Genomic DNA, 20,608 nt, shown 5'->3' on the forward strand with positions numbered 1-20,608 from the left:
GCCTTGGAGCCGTACGTGCAGTACACCCCCGCGGTGGTGCCGCCGAAGAGTGAACGTCGCGACGACTGGTGGATCCTGTCTCGGATCCAGCAGGAGATGGGCGTCACGACCCTGCTCGACGCCCCGGATCCCGATCCCCTCGCCGCGGCCGATGCCGCGATGCGCGATGCAGGTCTGAGCATCGAACTCCTGCAATCGATGCCGTGTCAGACGGCGGTGCTGCCCGAGGCGGTGCCGTCCCACGTGTTCACCATCGCGGTCCAGCACGACGACGGCCTGATCGATTGCTGCCCGCCTGTCTTCCGGCGCGCTTACCGCACCGCCGAGGACATCCTCGAGGAGCTGAGCTCCGAGAGCACGGACCAGCTCAAGCTCGTCACCCGCCGCACCCCGTACATGGTGAACAGCTGGCTTCACAACCTTTCGATCTTGAAACAGGGTGTGCACCAGAATAATCCGCTGTGGATGAACCCCAAGGATGCGGAACGGCGCGATCTGGCCGAAGGCGATCACGTCACCGTCCGCAACCGGTACGGCTCGATCGACGCCGTGCTGGAATACGACGACGGGCTGCGACCGGGCGTGGTGGCGATGACGCACGGCTGGGGCCAGCGCACCGCTCGCAGCCTCGACGTGGCGCGGCGTCACCCGGGGGTGAACGTGAACAACCTCTCCCCCACCGGAATCGGTGCGTACGACATCCTCAGCAATCAGTCGCACCTCACCGGAATCAACGTCGAGGTCACGCGGAGCGAGAGCAGCGCACCCGATAGACAAATCTAATGACTGTAGCTAATGTGGTCGGCGTCACTTCACGATCCGGGCCTCTCGCCCACCATCCCCCAACGCGAGGTTTCGCATGACCGAACGTACAACTGTGCCTGCAGACTCCCCTGCAGGCACCCATCCCGGACACTCCCGCGCGGACTCGCGACGCGCGAGCCGCGCCGCATTCGTCGGGACTCTGCTCGAGTACTACGACTTCAGCCTCTACGCCTCAGCAGCGTCGGTGGTCTTCGCCAGCGTGTTCTTCGCCGGCTCGAGCCCCCTCCTGGGAACGCTCCAGGCGGTCGGCACATTCGCCGTCGGATTCCTCGTCCGCCCGTTGGGCGGAGTGATCCTCGGCAGCCTCGGCGACCGCCTCGGTCGCAAGCGCATCCTCGTCTTCACCCTCGTTCTGATGGGTGTCGCCACCCTGCTCGTCGGTCTGCTGCCGAGCTACGCCCAGATCGGCTGGGTCGCACCGGCTCTGCTGGTGTTCCTGCGAATCCTGCAGGGCATCGGCGCCAGCGGTGAGTACGGCGGTGCGGCCCTGGTCGCCGTCGAGTTCTCACCCGAGAAGAAGAAGGGCCTGATGGGCTCGTTGCCCGGTATGGGCGCGGCGCTCGGCGGTGTGCTCGGAACGCTCTCGCTGCTCGTGGTGTCATCGCTGATGTCCCAGGAAAACTTCCTCGCGTGGGGTTGGCGCATCCCGTTCCTGTGCAGCGCCGTGATCCTCGCCTACGGCCTGTGGCTTCGCCGCAGCCTGCCCGAGACACCCGCCTTCCGTGAGATCGAGGAGAGCGACACAGTCTCGAAACGTCCGCTCCTCGACGTTATCCGGCAGCAGCCGCGCGCCCTGCTGACCGTGCTCGTGATGACCATCGGCCAGACCGGCATCGGCTACTTCTACATCGTGTTCATGGGCACCTTCGGCAAGAACCAACTCGGCTACGGCGGCACCGAAGTCCTCGTCGGTCTCATCGCTGCGCAGCTCACGAACGCCGCTCTGATCCCGATGTTCGGCTCCCTGTCGGACCGGGTCGGGCGAGCGCCTGTGATCATGTTCGGCTTCCTCTACAGCGCCGCGTTCGCCTGGATCGGCATCTCGCTGCTGTCGGGCGTCGGCACTCCCCCGCTGCTGTACTGGGTGGTCATGGCCGCCGGCAACGGCATCGGCGTCGCCGCCATCTTCGGCCCGATGGGCGCATACGTCATCGAGCTGTTCCACACCCAGCACGCATACAGCGGGCTCGGTCTCGGCCGTGAGGCCGGCAATGCGCTGGGTGCGGCGGTCGTCCCGGTCATCGCGGTCGCGCTTGCCTTCGACGACACCACCGTGTGGCTCAGCCTCCTGGTCTGCGTCGTTTCGCTGCTCGGCTTCGCGGCCACCCTCCTGTCCCGCAGCCGACGGTCCTCGGTCCGGTCCCAGGACGACGCCAAGGCCCCGGTGTCGGTGTAACACACAGGGTTCGAGGACGGGCCCCGGTCGATACGACCGGGGCCCGTCCTCGTTTCGGCGTCGGCTCGCCGGCGTGGGCCGGCCCGCTCCATGACGACACAAAGAAGTGCGACCCATGCCGATCGAATCGGCATGGGTCGCAGTAGGTTCGAGCTTCAGATCGAGTTTCAGACGCCTACCGGGCCGCCCCGCCACACCCCGATCTCCTCGCCGGAGACGTCGGCGGCGTTGTCGCTCACCAGGAACGACACGGTCGAGGCGATCGACTCGGGCGGGATCGACGGCCAGTGCTTCGTCAGTGCTTCCACACCCGCTTCGCCGCCCGACGAGACGATGTCGGTCGCGACGAACCCGGGCATCACACAGTTGACCGTGATGCCACGCCGCGCCACCTCCTGGGCCATCGTCTTGGCCATGCCCACGAGGCCGGCCTTCGCCGCGGAATAGGCGCTCATGCCGGGCGCGGGGCGACGACCACCCGACGGACTGTTGACGAAAACCACTCGGCCCCAGCCCTCTTCGTACATGGCAGGAAGCGCGAAGTGGGTGCAGTAGAACGCCCCGTTGAGATTCACCGAGACGACCTCGTCGAATTCCTCGGGGCTCTGCTTCCGGGCCGCACCGGCCTTGTTCATCCCCGCGTTGTTGACGAGGACGGTCGGGGCACCCAACTGCGCGGTCGCGTCGGCGATGAGCCGTTCGGCGTCGGCAGCCTTGGAGATGTCCGCCTGAATCGCCACGGCCCGACCGCCGTCCGCGACGATCTTCGCCACGACGTCCTCGGCGTCGCGCGCACTGCGCGAATAGTTGACCGCAACGGCGAATCCGTCGGCGGCGAGGCGTCGCGAGACGGCAGCACCGATACCCCGTCCTCCGCCGGTGACGACGGCAACTTTCTGTGAATCCACTACTCGCTCACCGTACCTTGTCGTAGTTGTCGGGCACGTCCGCGAAGGTGTCGCGCAACTGCCGCTTGGCAATCTTGCCGCTGGCCATCCGGGGCAGCGGTTCGTCCAGGAACACGACGTAGCGCGGCACCTTGTAGTCGGCCAGCCGGTCGTTGCAGAAGTCCACGACCTCGGATTCCTTCATCTCCGTGGTGGCCCTGACCAGCGCGGCCGGCGTCTCACCGAACTTGGCGTCGGGAACGCTGATCACGGCGACCTCTTCGACACCGGGGATCTGGTTGATGACGGACTCGATCTCGGCGGGTGAGATGTTCAGACCACCGGAGATGATCATGTCCTTGAGACGATCGACGTACGTGAGGTAGCCGTTCTCGTCGAGCTTGCCGAGGTCGCCGGTCTGGAGCCAGCCGTCGACGAGGGCGGCGCGGGTGGCCTCCTCGTTGCGCCAGTACCCCGGCATCATGCCCGGACCGCGCAGCAGGATCTGCCCGGTTTCGTTGGGCGGGAGGTCGTTTCCTTCGGCGTCGACGACCCGGATCTTCGTGAAGATCCCGCCCCAGCCGCACTTGTCGGGATGCTCGGCAGCCTCCTCACGGGGCATCGCCGTCGCCGAACCGCCGATCTCGGTCTGACCGTAGATCTGCCGCAGCGCCACCCCCTGCTCCTGCCACTTGCCGAGCAGGTCGACCGGGACCCGGGCGCCACCGACGTGCGCGGTGATCATGTGACTCAGGTCGGCCTCGGCGAAGCCGGGCACCTTCGCGATCTGCTCGAACAGGATGGGCGGCCCGGTGAGGGTGTTGGCCTTGTCCTCGGACAGCACCTTCAGCGCCTTCGCCGGATCGAATCCGGGCTGAAGGAACAGGGTTCCGCCCTGCAGAACGACGCGCGAAATGCCCCAGATGATCCCGGCGGCGGTGAAGAGCGGCAGCACCAGCAGCGGCCGCAGGCCGTTGGGCTGGATGGGCTCCATGAGCGACCACTCGTGCATCTCGCCGGCGATCGTGGCGTGGGTGAAGATCACGCCCTTGGGTCGTCCGGTGGTGCCGCTGGTGAACACGATGGCGGTGGGGGTATCGAGATCGACGACCGGCGTGCGGTACCGCTCGTGTGCACCCCCACGCAACGGACGAACATCCTTCTCGAACACCGCGATCGAGAACGTGTTGCGCGCCTGCTGCACCTCTTCGAGGCGGGGCAGCAACGCTTCGTCGCAGTAGACGACGGTGGGCTCGCAGTCCTCCACGAGGGTGGTGAGTTCACCTGCCAGCATGCGCTGGTTGAACCCCACGGAGATGGCACCGACCTTCATCGCGCCGAGCGACGCCACGGCCCACTCGAGGCTGTTGACGCCGAGGAAACTCACCCGATCGCCGGGGACCACGCCGCGGGACGCGAGGTCGTGCGCGACCCCGTCCGCCCAGGTGGACAATTCCGCGTAGGTGACGACGTCGCCGTCGAAGTCGATCGCCGCCAGATCCGGCTTCGACCGAGCCCAGTAGGTCAAAGCATCTACCACGGTGCCGCTCATGCAAACCTCCAAGATGTATGCGTCGATCGCGGGACCCGACCCGGTGAGATGTAGGTCACATCCGCGCGTTAAATCTAATGTTTGTTGTTTATTGGGGCAAGTCTCACCTACCGCCCGGACCGCCTGCCACCGAGAGCATCGACTCGACGTCGACCAGCTTCTGCCGGGCACGGCCGAGGCGTCGCCCCTCGACGCGTTCGTGCCGGTCGATGCGCTTCCAGCCGTCGACTTCGATGGCCGTCGGGCACCGGCTCTCGACCAGCGACGCCAGCTCGTCACGTGCACGGCTCGGCCGAGGAAGCAGCGCACGCGAGTGATCGGCGACCAGCGCCTCGACCGTTTCGGCGGCGCAGTACCGGTTGGTGCCGATCACTCCCGTCGGACCCCGTTTGATCCAGCCGGCGACGTACAGGCCCGGCACCGGACGGTCGCCGGCCGGATCGATCACCCGACCGGCGACGTTGGGTACCGTCCCGCGCTCGTCGTCGAACGGAAGACCCGGAAGCGGGCGGCCACGGTAGCCCACGGCACGCACCACCAGCGAGGCCTCGAGGTCGGCGTCGGTCCCCTCCCGTCCGTACGGCGCGATCCGGATGCCCTCGACGTGGTCGCCGCCGAGAACCTCGACCGGCGCTCCGTTGAATCGCAGCGTGATCCGCCGGCGGCCCCGGCCGGGAACCCGTCGCGCATAGTCCGCGATCGTCCGAAGCTTGACCGAGGCGCCCTCGGGTGCCTCGTACCCCCCGTGCACGGTGACGTCGACCTCCGGCAGCGACCCCAGAGCGAGCAGCTCGGGGGTCGTGAACGCCGCGTGCTCGGGACCGCGGCGACCGAGCACGACCACTTCCTCGATCGCACTGTGCCGCAACGCTTCCAGCGCGTGCTCGGCGATGTCGCCCGGCACGAGGCGTTCGGGGTCGCGTGCCAGGATGCGCGCCACGTCCAGCGCGACGTTGCCGTTGCCGACCACGCAGACCGCACGTTCGACCTGTCGGGACGCCGGGCCGTCGTGGTCGGGATGCCCGTTGTACCAGGCGACGAATTCCCGTGCGGCCACACTGCCCGGCAGGTCCTCGCCCGGAATTCCGAGCTTCCGGTCGTCGGACGCTCCGCTCGCGTGGATCACCGCGTGGTGATGGTCGAGCAATTCGTCGACGCCGATGTCGCGGCCGATCTCCACCCCGAAGAAGGCGCGGAACCCGGTGCGTCCTGCGGTACGGGCGAACACCCGCTCGACCGCCTTCGTCGTCTGGTGGTCCGGGGCCACCCCGTAGCGGACGAGCCCGCCGGCGACGGGGAGCCGTTCGAACATGGACACCTCGACGTCGACGTCGCGCCGTTTCAGCAGCTCCTCGGCCGCGTAGAAGGCCGAGGGTCCGGACCCCACGATCGCCACCCGCAGCGCACCCGGCCGGTCGGTTGCGGTGACGGGTTCCGCCGGTACCTCTCGGGGGCCGGACGCGGTCGGGTTGTCCGCGAAGTACGCGGCATTGAGTTCCCGGTAGATCTCGGTCTCGGCGGTGAGGTCACCGTCGGGAACGATCGCGTCCACCGGGCACACGTCGGCACAGGCGCCGCAGTCGATGCAGGCATCGGGGTCGATGTAGAGCATCTCGGTGCGGGCGTACTGCGCTTCGTCGGGGGTCGGGTGGATGCAGTTCACCGGGCACACCGCGACACACGTCGCGTCGTTGCAGCAGGATTGGGTCACTACGTATGTCATGGCCACTCCGGTTGTTCGTTGAATTGCGGACCCGGCTCGGGCGGGAGGAAACGGTCGCCGTAGCGATCGGCGAGTTCGTGCGCGCGGGCCGTGAACCCGTCGATGCCCCCTGGGTAGGCGCGGGCGAACGAGACGACCCCGCCCGTGTGTGCGGGAAACCCGATGCCGAGCACCGAACCACTGTCCGCGTCGGCGGCGGAAGCGACGACACCCTCGGCGAGACACCGCAACGCTTCGACCACCTCGACGAAGAGCAACCGGTCGCGCATGTCGTCGATCGGGATCTGCTTCACCGGACCGAACGACTCGCGAAGGCCGGGCCACAACCCGATGCGCGCGCCGTCGGCGTCGTAGTCGTAGAACCCGCGGCCCACCGACCTGCCGCCACGGTCGTGGTCGTCGATCATGCGTGCCCGGACCCGGTCCGCACGGGTGCCGTGCCATGTGCCGCCCGCGTCCTCGACGGCGATCCGGTTCTCGCACTGTACGTCCCGGTTGAGCGTCAGCGAGATCTCGTCGAGCAGTTGCAGCGGTGGGACCGGGTATCCGGCGTCGGTCGCCGCGCGTTCGACGACGCCCGGGTCGATTCCTTCCCCGACCGCGATCATCGCCTCGTCGAGGTAGCGTTCCATCACCCGGCTGGTGAAGAATCCCCGGCTGTCGCGCACCATGATGGGTGTCTTCCCCAGCAGCCGCGCATAGGCCAGCGCGCCGGCGAGGGTGCTCTCGGCGGTGCGCGCGCCGACCACGGTTTCCACCAGGGTCATCCGGTCGACCGGGGAGAAGAAGTGCATTCCCACGAAACGCTCCGGGCGTGCCAGCGCCGACCCGATGGTGGTGATCGGCAAGGTCGAGGTCGTCGAGGCGAGCACGGCGTCCGGCGCGGTGACCGATTCGACCGCCCGCAGGACCTGCTGTTTGACCGCGACGTTCTCGGCGACCGCTTCGACGACGAGCGCCGCCTGCGCCAGATCCTCGGTACGTGTGGTGGGCCGGATGCGGTCGAGCAGTGCCTGCGACACGGCTTCGCTCGTCGTGCCCGCACGGAGGGCACGTTCTTCCCGTCGCGTGGCGTACGACTTGCCCCTGCGTGCGCCGTCGTGCGTCCGCGCGAACAGGACCACGTCGGCTCCCGCCCTCGCGCACGTGTAGGCGAGGGCGGCCCCGATCATCCCCGCCCCGACGACTCCGATCGTGGTGCCCGCCAGGGTCCCCGGTGCCGCGGTCACGCCGGCACGCTCTCGATGCGGGCGACGTCGACGGCGAATCCGTTGAAGATCGGGGTACCCGTCAACGGCTCGACCACCATGTCGTCGACCAGGGCGTTGACGTTGGCGCCGGGCGCCGCGGCCGAGCGGGTGGTGCGCAGCCCCGCACCGTCGTGTCCCCACCCGTGCGGGAGACTGACCACGCCCTGCCGCATCGAGTCGGTGACGTGCAGTTCCGCGACGATCGACGCGGTCTTCGACGTGACGCGCACCGTATCGCCGTCGACGAGGTCGCGCGCCGCCGCGTCGACCGGGCTCATGAACAGGGTGCACTGCCCCGAATCCGGTTGCGGCAGCGCATTGTGCAGCCAGGAGTTCATGCCGCGCCGTTGCCGCCGGTTGATGAGGACCAGGTCGGGAACGGGTTGCTCAAGTGCGTCGCGCAGACGGGACAGGTCGGCCACCAACTCGATGGGCGCGAGATCGATCCGGCCGTTCGGGGTCCGCAGCACCTCCGGCACTCGCGGTTCCAACGGCCCGTAGTCGACGCCGTTGGGGTTGCGTTCGAGCAGCTCGAGGGTCAGGCCGCCGGGCCCGGCACCGAACCGGTCACCGTACGGGCCGCTGCGCAGCCGCAGATCGAGCAGCCGTTCGGGGCCGGTGCGATCGCCGGTGGCCCGGACCACGTCGTCGAGATCGCGGCCGGCGAGTCTCGCGGCGCGTCGGGTCGCGGTGGCGGCGACCTCGTCGTCGAGTTCGGCGACCGGGCGGTCGGGTTCGCCCCGGACGATTGCGGTGAGCCGCAACAGAATCTGCCATTCGGGCATCTGTCCCGGGCCGGGCTCGAGCAGAGGCGCCGAGTAGCGGGCCACGTTGCGCACCTGGAAGTGGGTGATCGCAAGGTCGTGGTGTCCGCGGGTGGTCAGCGGCGGGGGCGGCAGGATGACATCGGCGTGCCGTGTCGTCTCGTTGAGATAGCCGTCGATGCACACCATGAAGTCGAGGTCGGCCAGCGCAGCTTCGACGGCTCGGCTGTTCGGGAGCGACCGGGCCGGGTTGCCGGAGATCGTGATCAGGCCGCGCACCTGCCCCGGCCCGGGGGTGAGGATCTCCTCGGCGAAACACACCGCGGGAATCTCCCCCATCGCCTCCGGCATGCCGCGCACTCGCGATCGCCATCGATCGAAGACACGTGGTGCCTTCGGGTTTGCGGGCCACGTGGTGGGTCCGCCGGCGGGCGGGACCGGGAACATCGCTCCGCCCGGCCGATCGAGATTGCCCGTCACGACGTTGAGAACTTCGATCGTCCAGTTCGCGATACTGCCGAACTCCTGTGTGCACGAACCCATTCGGGAATGCGCAACGGCGGCGTCCGCAGCCGCGAACTCGCGGGCGACCCGGCGGATCTCGTCGGCGTCGAGTCCGCAGATTCCCGCGACCGCTTCGGGGGTGAAGGGCTCGGCGAGACGGAGAACGTCGTCGATGCCGTCGGTGTATTCGCTCAGGCGGCCGGGAGCGGCGAGACCTTCCGCGGCGATCACCGACACGAGCGCGAGCAGGAAGAAGGCGTCGGTTCCGGGCCGGATGGCAAGGTGGCGGTCGGCGATCTCCGCCGTGCGGGTGCGTGCCGGATCGACCACCACCAGCGTGCCGCCGCGCGCACGCAAGGCGTCGAGCCGCTTGCCGATGCCGGGCGCTGTGATCGTACTTCCGTTCGATACAAGCGGATTCGAACCGAGGATCAACAGGTAGGACGTGTGGTCGATGTCGGGGACCGGCATCCCCAGTCCGGTTCCGTAGAGCAGCATGTTCGCGTAGTTCTTCGGCAGGGTGTCGATGCTCGCGGGCGAGTAGACGTTGCGGGTGCCGATGGCAGCGATCAGCGGGTGCGCGTACAGCGACGGGTCGAGGTGGTGGGCGGCAGGGTTGCCCGAGTACACGGCACAGCTGTTCGGGTCCGCCGCGATGATCGGAGGCAGTCGTCGGCCGATCTCGGCGAAGGCTTCGTCCCACGTCGCCTCGCGGAAGCCGTCCCCGTCACGGATCAGGGGCGTGCGGATGACGTCGGGGTCGTTCTCCAGCCGTGCGAGGCCCAGTCCCTTGGCGCAACTGTGTCCGGCGCTGAACACGTCGTCGGGGTTGGACGTCACCGACGTCACGGTGCGTCCGTCCAGTTCGAACAGCAATCCGCACGTGGCTTCGCACAACGGGCAGATGCGTACCCCGACGGTCTTGTCAGCGAGCACTTGCACACACCTCACGTTCGATGGTCACGGGTACTGCGGTCAGTCTGGGCATTGCGTTGATGGTCTGGACCCGGTCGTAGCCGGTCAGGTCGTTCACGTTGCTCCCGGCGACCCGAGGGTCCGCCTCGGTGTCGGAACCACCCCAACAATGGGTCATCGACACCGTGCCCGGGCCGACGCTCGGGTCGGTGTGCGCGACGGCCCGGATCCGTCCGTGGGCCGAGCGGATCCGGACGATGTCGCCGTGTTCGATGCCCAGTCGCTGCATGTCCTCCGGATTCACGCCTGCGGGGTTGTACCCGTGGCGTGGTAACCCGCCGATCTCCCGGCCCAGCGAGTTCATCAACTCCCGCATTCGCCGCACCGTCAGGCGCATCGGAAACTCGTTGATCCGGATCGATTCGCCGAGTGCAGCGGCGATTTCCCCGGCGACGTCGTCCGGGCACAGCGAAAGGCGATGTCCGGCTGCGTCTTCGGATGGCGGGCCCACCACCTTGTCGTCGGGAGGCGCAAGCATGCCACGTGGCGCTTTCTTCAACTCGGCCACGGGAATGCGCCCGCGCTCGGCGAACATCGCGAGCAGTTCCTCCGAGGTCGGCGGTGCAGCCGGATCCAGCACGCGCCCGGCGAATTTGATCGACCGACCGGACGCGGCGGCGAGGCGGAAGTAGAACTCCCAGTCCTCGATCACGCCTTCCGGCGGCTCCACGATCCGCGGGGTGTACTGCGCGAAGGGCCGCGCGAAGAAGAACTCCATCAGCAGCGTGTGGTCGGGACGCTCGTACGCCATGGTCGGCGCGATCACGTAGTCGGCGAGCTGCGCGGTATCCGACATGCGGGTGTCGACACACACCAGCAGGTCCAGCGCACGCAGTGCCTGTTCGGCTTTCACCCGGTCCGGCAGTGCCCGTGCGGGATTGCCTCCCGAAACCACCAGGGCCCGCACCCGGTCGGGGCCGGGCTCGAGGATCTCGTCCGCGAGAATCCCGGACGGCAGTTCCCCGTTCATCGTTCCGATGCCGCCGATGCGGCTGCGGAATCCCGACTCCCAGGTACGAGCTGCAGAACGAGCCTCGGCCCGCGCCGGGACGTCCCGCGCGAGCACGTTGTGGTTGGGCGTCGCCTCGCCTTCGCGCAGGTACCGGCCACAGACGACGTTCAGGCACGCCACGAGATGCTCGGCGAGGTTGGAATGGGGGCCCATGCACACCCCGGTGCCCGTCGTCGCCATGCCCCGGGGTCCCGCTGCGAACAGCCTGGCTGCCCGGATCACGTCGACGGCGGGAACACCCGTTGCTTCCTCGGTGCGCTCGGGGGTGGCCGGCGCGACCGCGGCGGCGAGGGCGTCGAGGCCGTCCGCGAAGCGGTCGCAGAACTCCCGGTCGTGGCGGCCTTCGGACAGGATCACGTGCAGCAATCCGGCGAACAGCGCGGCATCCGTCCCGGGCCGCAGCTGCAGGTGCAGATCGGCGCGAACTGCGGTCTCGGTGCGTCGCGGATCGACGACGATGAGCTTCAGTCCGCGGGCCCGCGCGTCGCGGATCGAGACCGACGGGTTGCGGGTGATCGCGCCGTCGCCGTCGCCTCCGTTGAGGGAGACCATCGGGTTCGTGCCCGCGAGCAGCCACACGTCCGCCGTGTCGAAGCGCTGTCTTCCACCGAGGTACTCCCCCATCCGCGCCTGCACGACCCACTTGGCGGACTGGTCGATCGTCATGGTCGAGAAGAGTTTGCGAGATCCGGTGGTGCGGAACCACGCTCGCGCCATCGGTCCGGTCAGCGCTGCGAAGTTCTGCTGGGTGCCCATGAAGAGACCGAGCGAGTCCGGGCCGTGCTCACCGGTGATTGCGGCGATCCGCTCGGCGATCTCCGCGATCGCGGTATCCACCGGAACGGGCTCGTAGTCGCCGTTGCGGGTTCGGCGCATCGATGTGGTGAGCCGGTCCGGGCCCTGGAGGAAATCGCCGCCCCGACGGCCCTTCGGGCACGAGTAGCCGCCGGACAGCGGGTGCAGGCCGTCGCCGACGATGCCGACGATGCGGTCGCCGTCGACCTCCACCCGCACCCCGCACGACGCGGGGCACAGACGGCAATAGGACAACTTCACCGGCATCGGCTGCTCCCTCCGCGGTTTCGGGCAGAGACAATCGCCCTGCAAAGACGTGACCACCACCACAATGGGCTTAATCTAACATCTGTAGTTAAACACTGCAAAAGGCGTCGGGCGGGCAACGTCGTCGTCGAGACTGTACAAGGCCGTTCACCGACAACGTGATGTCGGTGAACGGCCTTGTGGTCCAGTTCTATTCGGCTTCGACCAGGCTTGGAGTTGCGGCCGCCGCGACGCTGTCGTCACGCCCTGGTCGCCGACTTCGGAGCGCCAGGACGCCGAGCGTCACCACAGCCAGCAGCGTCGGCACGATCGTGAGCAGGAAGATGCTCTTGGCATCCAACCCGGCCGCGATGAGCAGCGCACCGATCGCCGGCCCCGCGATCGAACCGACTCGTCCGATGCCCATCGCCCAGCCGACACCCGTTGCGCGGACCGCGACGGGATACACCGTTGCCGCGATCGCGATGATGCCTGCCGAACTTCCCGACATGCCGAACCCGACGAAGAAGACCGCCACCAGGAGAAGCCATCCGCTGCCGAGCAGCAATGCGACCGCTGCGGTGAACACGGCGCCGAGGGTGTAGCCGGCCATCACGACGACGAATCCGTTGCCGATCCGGTCGGTGATCCGCCCGAACGTCAGCGCACCGGTCATCCCACCGAGATTGAACAGCGACGCCGCCACGAGCGCGGTCGATGCACTCCGGCCGCCCTCCCCGAACAGGGTCGGCATCCAGCTGAGCAGGAAGTAGATGACCAGGAAGTTGATGACGAACACGCCCCACAGCAGGACCGTGTCGGCCGCGCGGCCGGAGCGGAACAGGGCGCCCACCGGCGACTTCGTCGCGACCGCCGCGTCCTGGGTGAACCGGGTCGCGGCGTCGATACGCGCCTCGGGTGCGATCTCGCCGACGATCTGCACGGCCTCCTCGTGGCGCCCGCGGGCCACCAGGAACTTCACGGATTCCGGCAGCCATCGCAGGGCCGCGACCACCAGGATCAACGGCAGCACACCACCGAGGACGAACAGCGACTGCCAACCGAACCTGGGGATGAGGAGTGCAGCGCCGAAGCCACCGATGAACCCACCCAGCGACATGCCCGCGATCGTCACCGTCACCATCGTCGCGCGGATCCGTGCAGGGCTGTATTCACTCACCATGGCAACAAGATTCGGTGTCACTCCACCGAGCCCGAGGCCCGCGATCACCCGCAGCACGATCAGCGCCGGCATCGAGGTCACCACCGCAGTGGCCAGCGTGAACACCGCGAAGATGACGGTGCACACAATGATGATCTTGCGCCGACCGTAGCGGTCGGCCAGCGGGCCGAACAACAGACTGCCCACCACCATCGCGCCTGTGCTCAGCGCGAGCGCGAAGCCGAACGATGCCGGTGCGATGTCCCAGTCCTTGGAGATCGCCGGAATGACGAACCCGATGAGTTGCGCGTCGATGCCGTCCAGGATCGCGAGACCCAGGCACAGCGCCAGCACACGCTTCTGCAGGGACGACAGAGACGAACGGTCGATGAGCGCGGTGATGTCCACATCGCGAGTACCGCTCACGTGCGTGTCCTCTCGGAGAAGGGATGGAGCTCAGGACCGGGACGTGGCAGCGTCCGCGGTGGATACATCCTTGGGCACCGGGATGGCGTCGACCGGCGGCGTCTGGAATCGCTCCCGCAGAACAGCTTTCGCCAACTTGCCGGAGAAGGTGCGGGGCAGCGGCTCGTCGAGGGCCACCGCGTGCACCGGTCGCTTGAACTTGGCGAGGTTGCCGCTCGACACCGAGGTGATGTCGCGGACGATCTCCTCCGCCGGACGTTCGCTGTGGAAGACGACCATGGGAACCTCACCCCACCGGTCGTCCTTGACGCCGATCACGGCGAGATCGACCAACCCCTCGATGCCGTGCAGCACCTTCTCGATCTCGGCCGGGTACACGTTCAGGCCGCCGGAGATGAGCATGTCCTTGCTGCGATCGACCACCTTGAGGAAGCCCTCCTCATCCTGCAGGCCGAGGTCGCCGGTGTGCAGCCAGCCGTCGACGAGCGTCGCCGCCGTGGCCTCCGGCTTGTTCCAGTACTCGCGCATGACGTGCTCACCGCGCACCAGGATCTCGCCGACCTGGTGCGGCTCGGCGAATCCACCGTTCTCGCCCGCGATGCGCAGCTGCGTTCCGGCCAGGGCCAGACCGGCAAATCCCGGACGGGTCCGAGCATCCTCGTAGTTCAGTGTCGAAGCCATGCCCGACGCCTCGGTCAGTCCGTACGCCTGCGTCATCGGCACGCCACGACTCTGGTAGAAGTCGAGCAGGTCCAGGCTGATCGGTGCGCCGCCCGCGCCGGCGAACGTGAACTTCGCCAGCTTGCGCCTGCCGAAGTCGGGCAGCTGCGTCATGCGCTCCCAGATGACCGGGACGGTGGTGGTTGCGGTGATCTGTTCGCGCTCGAACGTGTCGAGGGCGATCGCCGGGTCGAACTCACGCAGCAGCACCATGGTGGATCCGGGCAGCACGACGAGTTGCGCGAAGATGGACAACACGGAGCCGGTGTAGACCAGCGGAGCCGAACACATGACGCGGTCACGACCGGAGATGCCATGGCTGAGCACCTGCGCGATACCTGGGGCGAGCGCATTGCGGTGCGTGATGAGCGCGCCCTTCTGGACCCCGGTCGTGCCCGACGTGTAGCAGATGAACGCCGGATCCGAGGGGTGGATCTCCACGGTGGGAGCCTCACCGGGTTCGAGCAGCTCGCTGTACGGCCGATGATCGGTCCCACCGATCGCGAAGATCTCGAAATCGGTTTCCGATGCTGCGACTTCGAGCAGGGGTGCAAGCTCGTTCTCGACGATCACCACACGCGGTGACGAGTCGGCGATCATCGGCGCCAACTCCTTGCCGACCAACCGGAAGTTGAGCGGGACGCTGATCGCTCCGAGCTTGAGCGTAGCCAGAACGACGTGTGCCAGCTCGGGACGGTTGAGCATCATCACGGCGACACGATCGCCCTTGCGCATGCCACGGGCTGCGAGCCCCCGCGCAAGCGAGTCGGTGACCGCATCCACCTCGGCCCAGGTCTGGGAAGTGTCCCCGAAGACGATCGCTTGCTGGGTGGGACGAGTCTTGCCCCAGTATCGAACCAGATCGGCCAGATTCATTCTGTCTCCTCGTGCCGGCCGTGGCGGCGTAGCCCGCTCTCGCTCACGACTGTCGAAATGTGCGGCTCCTGCCGAGCCTGTCCACCCGTCCAAGATCCCCGGGCGCGGGATGCACACTCACCGAGAGTGTGAGCGCGGTCACCGGGGACGGGACGAATCTAACATGCGTAGGTAAACGGTACAACCGAATCTACCGGGCATTTTCTCGGCTAACCGCGAGCGGCCGCGCTCCTGCCGGACGGATCGCCGGAACCGTCGTGGCACGACAGGCCGGCGAGCACCTCGTCGGTGTCCGCGCCGAACTTCGGAGGCAGTGCAGGCGCGAATTCCTCCCCGGACACCCGGATCGGGCTCGCAACGAATTCGAGTTCACCCACGCCCTCGTACTCGACGCGGTAGGTGTTGGAACGGCTGGCGAAGTGCGGATCGGCGATCATGTCGCTGACCGAATTGACTGGCCCACCTGCGATCTCGTGCTCGAGGAACAGCGCGAGCCATTCGTCGCGCGTGCGCTGCAGGAAGATCTCCCGAAGCTCCCGGTACACGTGATCAGCGCGCGCCGACGCCTCGGCATCGGTACTCACGAGATCTATCTCCAGCAGATCCGGGCGGTCCACCGCGAGACAGAAGTTGCGCCAGAACTTCTCGACGTGCGAACCGAACAGCATGGCTTCGCCGTCCTTCGTCCGGTACGCCTCGAGGCGCGGCCAGTCGGGCAGGCGCCCGTCCGGCAGCCAGGTGGGACGCGGGATCGACCGGTTCTTGTTGAGTTCGGCATCGATCAGATCGGGCATCCACGCTGCGGCGACGTCGATTCCCGCCACCTCGAGCCGGCAGCCCTCCCCGGTGCGGCCCGCCCGGTGTACCGCGGCCAGCAGGCCCATCGCGCCGTACGCACCGAGCGCGTACATCGCCATCGGTGGCGTTGTCCCACCGGCGATCCCGTCGATCGGCGGCTCCTCGGGCGTGCGAACCTCACGGAGCCCCGCATAGGCGTCGAACACCGGCCCGCCGGTGCCGAGTTGGCTGTACGGGCCGTCCGACCCCATGCCCGACACCGTGCAGAAGACGATCCTCGGATTCACCTGTCGCAGTCGGTCGTATCCGACGCCGAGCCAATCCAGGTAGCCGCCGCGCATACCTTCGACGACGGCATCGCACGTGCGGGCGAGTTCCAGGAATGTGCGTTTTCCCTCGTCGGTGCGCAGATCGAGGGCCACGCTCTTCTTCCCGCGGTTCCACCGCAGATGCATGAACGAGGGTCCGTCCTCGTCACCGATCGCGCGGCTGCCGCCCACCCGCACCGGATCTCCCAGCGGCCCCGACTCGATCTTGATGACTTCGGCTCCCAGATCGGCGAGGTGACCGCCGACCGACGAAGGTGCCAGTTGCGCGACCTCGAGGATGCGCATTCCCTCGAGGAGGGAGTATCCGCTCATTCCGTGCCTCTTTCGGAAATATTCAGTGTCTGTTCGGGTTTCAACTCGACCCACAGGCCGTCGGCCTCTGCGACCAGTGTGTCGCCGTGGTACATGGCTCCGCGCATGAACCGCTTGCGACCGTCCTGTCGCACGAATTCCGCCTCCACCCGCAGTTCGACGTGGAGCGGAGCAGGCGCCCGGAAGTCCACATGGAGATAAGCCGTGCGAGCCCACGGACGCCCGAAACCGTTCGCGAGCCGAGCCATGATCTCGTCGAAGATCAGCGGCGTGACACCGCCGTTCATCGCGTAGCGGCCGGAATGGAAGCGGCCGACCGTGACCCGTCCCCGAGCGGTCGTTTCCGTCACCTCGTCGAGATGCAACGGGGGCGCAAGGGCCTGGCCTCGTCCGGCCAGATCCCATCGATGGCCCGGGATCTGGTCGTCCTCGCCGACCTCGTGTTCCTCCAATTCCGTTGCTATGGAACGGAGTTTTCCCGCCATTGCCGATGCCGTCGCGGGGTCGGGACGCGATCGCGTGAAAGCCTCCTGCACCGCACGCACTGCGGCAACCAGTTCGGCGAACTCGTCGTCGGCCTCGGCCGTCGGGGTGAACGGATCATCCCAGTTCGGTTCCCAGACATCTATCGATGAACTCGCACGATTCAGAACGTCCATGATGCCCCTCTCACACGGTTTCCTCACGGGCACCGAAGAATTCCGTGAACATGTCGCCGACGGCGCGCGGCCGCAAGGTGGTGCGCGCGACCGTGTTTTCGCGGTCGTAGCGACTGCGCAGATCGCGTCCGTGTCCGGCGAGCAGGAGCGATTTGATCTCCCTGATCGCCTCGGGCGGTTGCGCGGCTATCTGCGTTGCCGCCTCCAACGCGGCCTCGAGCACGTCGCCGTCCCCCGCGTAACGAGTGAGCAGGCCGATACGGTAGGCCTCGTCGCCGGCGACTGCACGCGACGTCATGAGGAGATCTCGCGTCTGCCCCGCTCCGATCAACGTGTCGAGAATCCACGTCAGGTTCGCGCCACCGTACTTGGCGGCGGTCACGGTGAACCGCGTCGACGCGCCTCCGACCCGCAGGTCGGAGCACGCCGCGAGTAGGGTTCCCCCGCCGTACGATATGCCCTGAACTGCAGCGATCGTGGGTTTGGGGAACTCGAGGTATCGCCACAGCAATTCCTCGCGCTCGAGCATCGCCTCCAGGTTCTCCTCCGACGACAGCACGGCGAGTTCCTTCAGGTCGTACCCCGCGGAGAAGGCACGATCCCCCGCCCCCGCGATCACGACGACCCGGACGGTGTCGTCGGCTGCGGCCCGCGTGAGCGCCACATCGAGTGCTCGTTGCATCGACAGGGAGATCGCGTTGTGCGCCTCCGGACGATTCAGCGTCAGCTGCAGTACGCCCGGCCCGGGCGACGACTCGAGTAGTTCGCTCGTGGTCATGCCGCTCGGGGTCATGCCTTGGCGCCGGCGTTCTTCCGGCGCTCCTCCGCCATCGCGGCGGCATCGCTCATGATCATCTTGTGGAACACCTGTCCCGGAAGTTCGTTCCGCCCGTAGACCAGTTCGTCCACCTGCCCGTGCGAGACATTGTCGGTGATGGTCTTGGTCACGAACCAGTCCTCCGCGTGGAGCGTCTCCATGAGCAGTTCCCAGTTCTTCTCCAGGATCCGTTTCTCACGAGGAGTGGTGGGCTCGGACGGCGAGAGCAGCCGGATCGTGCAGTACGACACGTTGGGATCGTCCACGTCGGGGACGATCGTCCAGATCTCGAAGTGATTCGGCTCGGTGACGAGCATCGTGCCGGGATAGATCGTGTAGTTGGCGAGCGAGTAGTCGCGCACATCGAACGTATCCGGATCGGCGTCACGTACGTCGGTAATCGACCTGCGCGCCACCACGATTCGCCACGAACGGTCGACGAGATCGAACGCGGTGATGTTGCCCTCGAGGTAGTTGCACACCGTCTTGGTGTGCAACTGGCACAGGTGGTACGAGTCCTGCACCCCGTCCACCGCGATCTTCCAGTTCATGTCGAGCTTCCAGGTCTCCTTGCGGACCTGGAACGAGTCCCCGATACCGGTATCCGCGACCTCGGCGTCGTGCTTGTCTCCGAGTACCTGGGCGATGTCCAGGTCGGCCCCGACCGTCGGCACGACCCAGACGAGACCGTGCCGCACCTCGCACGGAAACTCCACCAGACCGTATTGCGAGCGATCCATCCCCTCGAAGCCCTCGGCGTGCGGCAGGCCGCGCAGCGAACCGTCTCGGCCGTACGCCCACTTGTGATAGGGGCAGCTGAAGATGCGCTTGCATCCCGAGTCGTCGAACTCGACCTTGGCTCCGCGGTGCCGGCACACGTTGGAGAACGCCTTGACGGAGCCATCGGACTGCCTGACCACCAGCAACGGCGTGCCGATGAGGTCGGTGGTGATGAAGTCGCCCGGCTGCTTCAGCTCGTCGACGTGCGCCACGATGTGCGGAAACCGACGCACGACGTCGCGTTCGAGGCTTGCCAGCTCGGGGTCGTTGAACACGGAGAAGGGCACATGCAACAGGTCGTCCGCGTAGTCGGTGGTGTTGTTGTCCTTGTGCGCGATCAAGCGCCGAGTGAGTTCGATCTTGTCTTCACGCTGCATGCCCTCAGGATGGCACATGAGACATCAGGCGTCTAGTGTCTCAGTGAGACTACTCGGCGGTATTGTTCATGCGTGGCACAGAAGACCGAAGCAGAGACCGTGGACGTCACCGCGGCGATCCTCGTCGCTGCCGAATCGTGCTTCGAGCGGTTCGGTATCACGAAGACGACCATGGCCGATGTGGCCCGGGCAGCGAACATCTCCCGGGCGACGCTCTACCGATACTTCTCGGACCGCGAAGCGCTCATCATGGCCTCGATCGTCCGCCGCGCACGCATGAACATGGAGCCGTGGCGAGCTCGCATCCGGGAGTACCCGACCTTCGGCGAACGGATCGTGGAGGGCCTCTGCGCCAACATCCGTCGAGGCATTCGAGATCCGATGATCCACCTGCTCGTGTCTCCCGCCGAGGCCACGCTCGCCAACACGCTGCTCGCGACGTCCGGCAAGGCCGTCGAGCTGACCCGCGAGCTGTGGGAGCCGATTCTCACCGAGGCACAGGAGTCCGGCGAGTTGCGCACGGACATCGACCTGGACCTGCTGTGCGAATGGCTGTCCGAGCTCGAGATGAACTACATCAGTGCCCTCGGCGCCGATGCCGGCTCGCTGGACCGGCTGCGGGACAAGCTCCGCATGCTCGTGGTTCCCGCCCTGGTGGCACCAGGGCACTGACACTGGATCACCGACAACGCCGGGTCGCCGATACCGCACGGAGGTCCTGCAACATGCGGGACAGTGGGATTCATGAACGCATTCGACCTGAACCACTCGCTGCGTGAGCAGTGGGAATTCCACTGGAATCATCAGATCCGGGTCAGGCTCGAAGGCCTCAGCGACGACGAGTACTCCTGGTCGCCGGTATCCGACGCATGGAGCGTGCGACCGCGGGGCACGTCGACAGCGCAGATTCAGGCGGGATCGGGTGACTTCACCATCGACTTCGCCTTCCCCGAGCCCGTGCCGGCACCGTTCACGACGATCGCGTGGCGGCTCGGCCACGTCATCGTCGGGGTGCTCGCCGTCCGCAACGAGGCGCACTTCGGTGCCGCACCGGCGTCGTACGAATCGTGGGAGTACGCGGGCGACGCCGCCACCGCGCTCGACCAGCTCGAAACGCAGCTCGACGTGTGGCTCGCCGGGGTCCGGGACCTCGGCAACGACGGGCTACTGGTCGCGGTCGGCGAGAAGGAACCGTATCCGGAGCTGACGAGGGCGGATCTGGTGCTGCACATCCACCGCGAGCTGATCCATCACCTGTCGGAGGTCTCGCTGCTCCGCGACCTGCATACGCACACGCATCGCTCCTGAGCCGGGGTCAGAGTGACCATGTGGGCTCGGTCCGATCCACGACTCGAGTCGGAATCCGCCCACACTGTAGCGTGAGCGAATCCGCACTCGCCCGCGTAGATCGTCGGGCGGCCGC

General features: G+C 67.2%; 16 protein-coding genes. 4 read left to right on the plus strand and 12 right to left on the minus strand.

The window, feature by feature from the left end:
• Positions 1–783 (plus strand): molybdopterin dinucleotide binding domain-containing protein (locus I0Q12_RS32350; protein ID WP_307846106.1); only part of this gene is annotated, 783 nt, incomplete at its 5' end.
• A 76-nt stretch (positions 784–859) separates the two neighbouring features.
• Positions 860–2,221, plus strand: a complete 1,362-nt coding sequence (locus tag I0Q12_RS07945) for an MFS transporter (RefSeq protein WP_197251412.1) — start codon at positions 860–862, stop codon at positions 2,219–2,221.
• A 167-nt stretch (positions 2,222–2,388) separates the two neighbouring features.
• On the opposite strand, the gene I0Q12_RS07950 is transcribed toward I0Q12_RS07945, so the two are convergent.
• The 12 genes from I0Q12_RS07950 to I0Q12_RS08005 form a co-directional block, all read right to left on the minus strand.
• Positions 2,389–3,129: an SDR family NAD(P)-dependent oxidoreductase gene (locus I0Q12_RS07950; protein WP_197251413.1), complete on the minus strand. Its 741-nt coding sequence runs from the start codon at positions 3,127–3,129 to the stop codon at positions 2,389–2,391.
• A 7-nt stretch (positions 3,130–3,136) separates the two neighbouring features.
• Positions 3,137–4,660, minus strand: a complete 1,524-nt coding sequence (locus I0Q12_RS07955; RefSeq protein WP_197251414.1) for a class I adenylate-forming enzyme family protein — start codon at positions 4,658–4,660, stop codon at positions 3,137–3,139.
• Positions 4,661–4,763: 103 nt separating this feature from the next.
• On the minus strand, positions 4,764–6,383 hold the full coding sequence (locus I0Q12_RS07960; protein ID WP_197251415.1) for an FAD-dependent oxidoreductase: 1,620 nt from the start codon (positions 6,381–6,383) through the stop codon (positions 4,764–4,766).
• Entirely contained in the window at positions 6,380–7,612 is a 1,233-nt protein-coding gene (locus tag I0Q12_RS07965) for a 3-hydroxyacyl-CoA dehydrogenase (RefSeq protein WP_197251416.1), read from the minus strand. Before I0Q12_RS07965 ends, I0Q12_RS07960 begins: the two co-directional genes overlap by 4 nt.
• Positions 7,609–9,837: a molybdopterin-dependent oxidoreductase gene (locus tag I0Q12_RS07970; RefSeq protein ID WP_197251417.1), complete on the minus strand. Its 2,229-nt coding sequence runs from the start codon at positions 9,835–9,837 to the stop codon at positions 7,609–7,611. The genes I0Q12_RS07965 and I0Q12_RS07970 overlap by 4 nt, the downstream gene beginning before the upstream one ends.
• Positions 9,827–11,950 carry a molybdopterin-dependent oxidoreductase gene (locus I0Q12_RS07975; RefSeq protein ID WP_197251418.1) on the minus strand — a complete coding sequence of 708 codons (2,124 nt, stop codon included), beginning with the start codon at positions 11,948–11,950 and terminating at the stop codon, positions 9,827–9,829. Before I0Q12_RS07975 ends, I0Q12_RS07970 begins: the two co-directional genes overlap by 11 nt.
• Positions 11,951–12,140: 190 nt before the next feature.
• Complete coding sequence (locus tag I0Q12_RS07980) at positions 12,141–13,517, minus strand: MFS transporter (RefSeq protein ID WP_197251419.1); 1,377 nt, start codon at positions 13,515–13,517, stop codon at positions 12,141–12,143.
• Between the two features lie 30 nt (positions 13,518–13,547).
• On the minus strand, positions 13,548–15,113 hold the full coding sequence (locus I0Q12_RS07985) for a class I adenylate-forming enzyme family protein (protein ID WP_197251420.1): 1,566 nt from the start codon (positions 15,111–15,113) through the stop codon (positions 13,548–13,550).
• Between the two features lie 209 nt (positions 15,114–15,322).
• Positions 15,323–16,552 carry a CaiB/BaiF CoA-transferase family protein gene (locus I0Q12_RS07990; protein WP_197251421.1) on the minus strand — a complete coding sequence of 410 codons (1,230 nt, stop codon included), beginning with the start codon at positions 16,550–16,552 and terminating at the stop codon, positions 15,323–15,325.
• Complete coding sequence (locus I0Q12_RS07995) at positions 16,549–17,211, minus strand: PaaI family thioesterase (RefSeq protein WP_197251422.1); 663 nt, start codon at positions 17,209–17,211, stop codon at positions 16,549–16,551. The genes I0Q12_RS07990 and I0Q12_RS07995 overlap by 4 nt, the downstream gene beginning before the upstream one ends.
• 10 nt (positions 17,212–17,221) lie before the next feature.
• Complete coding sequence (locus I0Q12_RS08000; protein ID WP_197251423.1) at positions 17,222–17,989, minus strand: enoyl-CoA hydratase/isomerase family protein; 768 nt, start codon at positions 17,987–17,989, stop codon at positions 17,222–17,224.
• An 11-nt stretch (positions 17,990–18,000) separates the two neighbouring features.
• Positions 18,001–19,185, minus strand: coding sequence for a Rieske 2Fe-2S domain-containing protein (locus tag I0Q12_RS08005; protein WP_197251424.1), 1,185 nt, complete (start codon positions 19,183–19,185; stop codon positions 18,001–18,003).
• 72 nt (positions 19,186–19,257) lie between these two features.
• Here I0Q12_RS08005 and I0Q12_RS08010 point away from each other — a divergent pair, with 72 nt between their 5' ends.
• The gene (locus I0Q12_RS08010; RefSeq protein ID WP_197251425.1) at positions 19,258–19,857 is read left to right on the plus strand and encodes a TetR/AcrR family transcriptional regulator; all 600 of its coding nucleotides are present in this window, start codon (positions 19,258–19,260) and stop codon (positions 19,855–19,857) included.
• A gap of 72 nt (positions 19,858–19,929) precedes the next feature.
• Complete coding sequence (locus tag I0Q12_RS08015) at positions 19,930–20,493, plus strand: DinB family protein (RefSeq protein WP_197251426.1); 564 nt, start codon at positions 19,930–19,932, stop codon at positions 20,491–20,493.
• Positions 20,494–20,608 lie beyond the last annotated feature (115 nt).

The organism is Rhodococcus sp. CX, from assembly GCF_015865005.1.
Classification (GTDB): Bacteria; Actinomycetota; Actinomycetes; order Mycobacteriales; family Mycobacteriaceae; genus Rhodococcus.

Excerpts from the sequence above, each read along its gene's own strand:
- I0Q12_RS08000 (WP_197251423.1), bottom strand. The coding sequence starts at position 17,989 with ATGACCACGAGCGAACTACTCGAGTCGTCGCCCGGGCCGGGCGTACTG.
- I0Q12_RS07995 (WP_197251422.1), bottom strand. The coding sequence starts at position 17,211 with ATGGACGTTCTGAATCGTGCGAGTTCATCGATAGATGTCTGGGAACCG.
- I0Q12_RS07975 (WP_197251418.1), bottom strand. The coding sequence starts at position 11,950 with ATGCCGGTGAAGTTGTCCTATTGCCGTCTGTGCCCCGCGTCGTGCGGG.
- I0Q12_RS07960 (WP_197251415.1), bottom strand. The coding sequence starts at position 6,383 with ATGACATACGTAGTGACCCAATCCTGCTGCAACGACGCGACGTGTGTC.
- I0Q12_RS07945 (WP_197251412.1), top strand. The coding sequence starts at position 860 with ATGACCGAACGTACAACTGTGCCTGCAGACTCCCCTGCAGGCACCCAT.
- I0Q12_RS07990 (WP_197251421.1), bottom strand. The coding sequence starts at position 16,552 with ATGAGCGGATACTCCCTCCTCGAGGGAATGCGCATCCTCGAGGTCGCG.
- I0Q12_RS08005 (WP_197251424.1), bottom strand. The coding sequence starts at position 19,185 with ATGCAGCGTGAAGACAAGATCGAACTCACTCGGCGCTTGATCGCGCAC.
- I0Q12_RS08015 (WP_197251426.1), top strand. The coding sequence starts at position 19,930 with ATGAACGCATTCGACCTGAACCACTCGCTGCGTGAGCAGTGGGAATTC.
- I0Q12_RS07955 (WP_197251414.1), bottom strand. The coding sequence starts at position 4,660 with ATGAGCGGCACCGTGGTAGATGCTTTGACCTACTGGGCTCGGTCGAAG.
- I0Q12_RS07985 (WP_197251420.1), bottom strand. The coding sequence starts at position 15,113 with ATGAATCTGGCCGATCTGGTTCGATACTGGGGCAAGACTCGTCCCACC.